This is a genomic window from Ramlibacter sp. (genome assembly GCF_035706265.1).
Classification (GTDB): domain Bacteria; phylum Pseudomonadota; class Gammaproteobacteria; order Burkholderiales; family Burkholderiaceae_C; genus Ramlibacter.
This window is the reverse complement of the sequence record NZ_DASSVG010000113.1, coordinates 1-2,445: the sequence shown is the minus strand read 5'-3', so window position 1 is coordinate 2,445 and position 2,445 is coordinate 1. Positions and strand designations below refer to the sequence as shown.

General features: G+C 69.4%; 3 protein-coding genes. All 3 read right to left on the bottom strand.

All coding sequences use genetic code 11. The features are described 5' to 3' along the window. Nucleotides 1-569, bottom strand: a 569-nt coding sequence (locus VFM98_RS04385; RefSeq protein ID WP_325108677.1) for an MBL fold metallo-hydrolase, incomplete at its 3' end; no start/stop codon positions are given. Nucleotides 570-614: 45 nt separating this feature from the next. Next, nucleotides 615-1,691, bottom strand: a complete 1,077-nt coding sequence (bamC, locus tag VFM98_RS04380) for an outer membrane protein assembly factor BamC (protein ID WP_325108676.1) — start codon at nucleotides 1,689-1,691, stop codon at nucleotides 615-617. Nucleotides 1,692-1,718: 27 nt separating this feature from the next. Next, nucleotides 1,719-2,445, bottom strand: a 727-nt coding sequence (dapA, locus tag VFM98_RS04375) for a 4-hydroxy-tetrahydrodipicolinate synthase (RefSeq protein WP_325108675.1), incomplete at its 5' end; no start/stop codon positions are given.

The window sequence follows — 2,445 nt, the reverse complement described above, 5'->3', positions numbered from 1 at the left end:
GGCCCGGCCACGCGCCGCTTCAGGAAGGGCGGGTAGCGCGAGGCGCGCAGCATCTCCTCGTCGTGGTTGCATTCCAGCAGCAGGGTGGCGCAGCCCGCGAGTTCCTGCATCACGTGCGCCGTCACGTGCCCGAGGTCGGTGACCACGCCCAGTCGCGTGTCGCCGTCGGTGCAGGTCAGTTGCAGCGGCTCGCGCGCATCGTGCGGCACCGTGAAGGGCCGCACCTGCATCGCACCGAGCTCGAAGCTTGCGCCGTCGCAGGCGATGGGCAGCAACCCTTCGAAATCCGGCTGGCCGATGGCCTGGTACGTGCCTTCGCTCATGTAGACCGGGATGCGCTCGCGCAGTGCGAGCGTGCGCGCGCAGCCGATGTGGTCGCCATGTTCGTGGGTGATGAAGACCGCGTCGATCTGGTCGGCCATCATGCCGGCGGCGCGCAGGCGCTTGTCCAGCTCGCGGATGCCGAGTCCGCAGTCGATCAGCAGGTGCGCCGCGCCCGCGCCGCTGCGCGCCTGGACCACGGTGGCATTGCCCGAACTGCCACTGCCCAGGCTCTTGAATCGGATCATCGCGTGCGCCGAAGGACAAGGCCCGCGAAGCGGGCCTTGTTTCGTCTACTTCAGGTCGTCGGCAATGACCTGCACGATGCGCTGCGCGTTGGCCGAGGTCTCGGGCGCGCCGTTCGCATTGAGCACCGAGACCGTGGTGGTCTCGCCCTGCGTCTTCAGGTTGATGCGGTACTTCACCGGCGGCTCGGCCTTCTCGCGGCGGAACAGGCGGCCGAAGAAGCCGGGGTCCTTCTTGTCGGGGTTCGGCGGCACGTAGCGCACGAAATAGGTGCCCTGGCTGCGGTCGCGGTCTTCCACCGTGAAGCCCGTGCGGTCCAGCGCCAGGCCGACGCGGCGCCAGGCGCGGTCGAAGCCCTCGTCGATCAGCACCACCGGCTGGTTGTCGACGGTGGCCACGCGCGAGGTGGGGCGGTCCGGCGCCACGTTGGCGGCGGCCACGGCCTGCGCCTGCGGCGCACCGAGCTTGACCATCAGGCGGCGCAGGAATTCGGCCTCCAGCTCGGGGTCGGCCGGGCGGGGCTGCCAGACCGTCTGGTCCTTCTGCGAGGTGGTGTAGACCTCCACCATGCCGCGGTGGCTGACGTAGATCTCGGTGCCGCCGTTGGGCGAGCGCTCGAAGCGGGTGCGGAACTTGTCGCGCTCGGACGTGGAGTAGGCCGAATCGATCAGCTTGCCCAGCGAGTTGCGGATGAAGTCCTGCGGAATCTTGGCGCGGTTCTCGGCCCAGTCGGTCTCCATGATGCCGAGATTGGGCTGGTCCATCGTGAGCAGGAAGCCGCTGTCCTGCCAGAAGTCGCGCACGGGGCCCCACAGCTGGTCGGCCGGGCGGTTGACGACCAGCCAGCGCTGGTTGCCGGCGCGCTCGATGCGCACGTCACCGACGGCGGTGGCCGCGGTGGGCAGGTTGGGCACGGCCTGGCCCACGGCGAAGCTGCTGGCGGACACGATGCCGCCCGGCGCTGTGTAGCGAGAATCGCGCGAGAGCTGCGTCAGGTCCGGCGGGACTTCGAGCGCGACGCCCGTAGTGGCGCTCTTGTAATCGATCTTCTGGTCCTGCAGCACGGAGCAGGCGGACAACGCGGCGGCCACGGCGACGAGGCCGAACTTCGCGATCAACTTCATGGAATCCCCTCTTGGTACTTCGCGTGCTCAGCCCAGCAGGCCGGCGGCACGCAGCGCGCCCTCGACCACGGCTTCGTTGGCCTTGGCGAGCGGCGTCATCGGCAGGCGCAGCGCGCCCCCCATCAGGCCCATGCGGGCCATCGCCCACTTGACCGGGATCGGATTGGCCTCCACGAACAGGTGCTTGTGCACGGGCAGCAGGCGGCGCTGGATCTCCATCGCCTTCTTCGCTTCGCCCGCGATGGCGGCGACGCACAGTTCGTGCATCAGGCGCGGCGCCACGTTGGCCGTGACGCTCACGTTGCCCTGGCCGCCGCACAGCATCAGCGCGACGGCCGTCGGGTCGTCGCCGGAATAGATGGCGAAGCCCTGGGGCGCCTCCTTGACCAGCCACTGGGCGCGCTCGATGTTGCCCGTGGCCTCCTTGATGCCGACGATGCCGGGCACCTGCGCCAGCCGCTGCACCGTGTCGTGCTGCATGTCCGCGACCGTGCGGCCGGGGACGTTGTACAGCACCATGGGCAGGTCGCCGGTCTCCGCGGCGATGGCCTTGAAGTGCTGGAACAGGCCTTCCTGCGTCGGCTTGTTGTAGTAGGGCACGACCTGCAGCTGGCAGTCGGCGCCGACCTTCTTCGCGAACTTCGCGAGTTCGATCGCCTCGGCCGTGGAGTTGGCGCCGCAGCCGGCCATCACGGGCACGCGCCCGCGGGCCTGCTCCACCGAGACCCGAATGATCTCCTGGTGCTCCTGCACG

Bases quoted from the DNA above. Each gene is read 5' to 3' on its own strand.
- bamC (WP_325108676.1), bottom strand. From the start codon at position 1,691: ATGAAGTTGATCGCGAAGTTCGGCCTCGTCGCCGTGGCCGCCGCGTTG.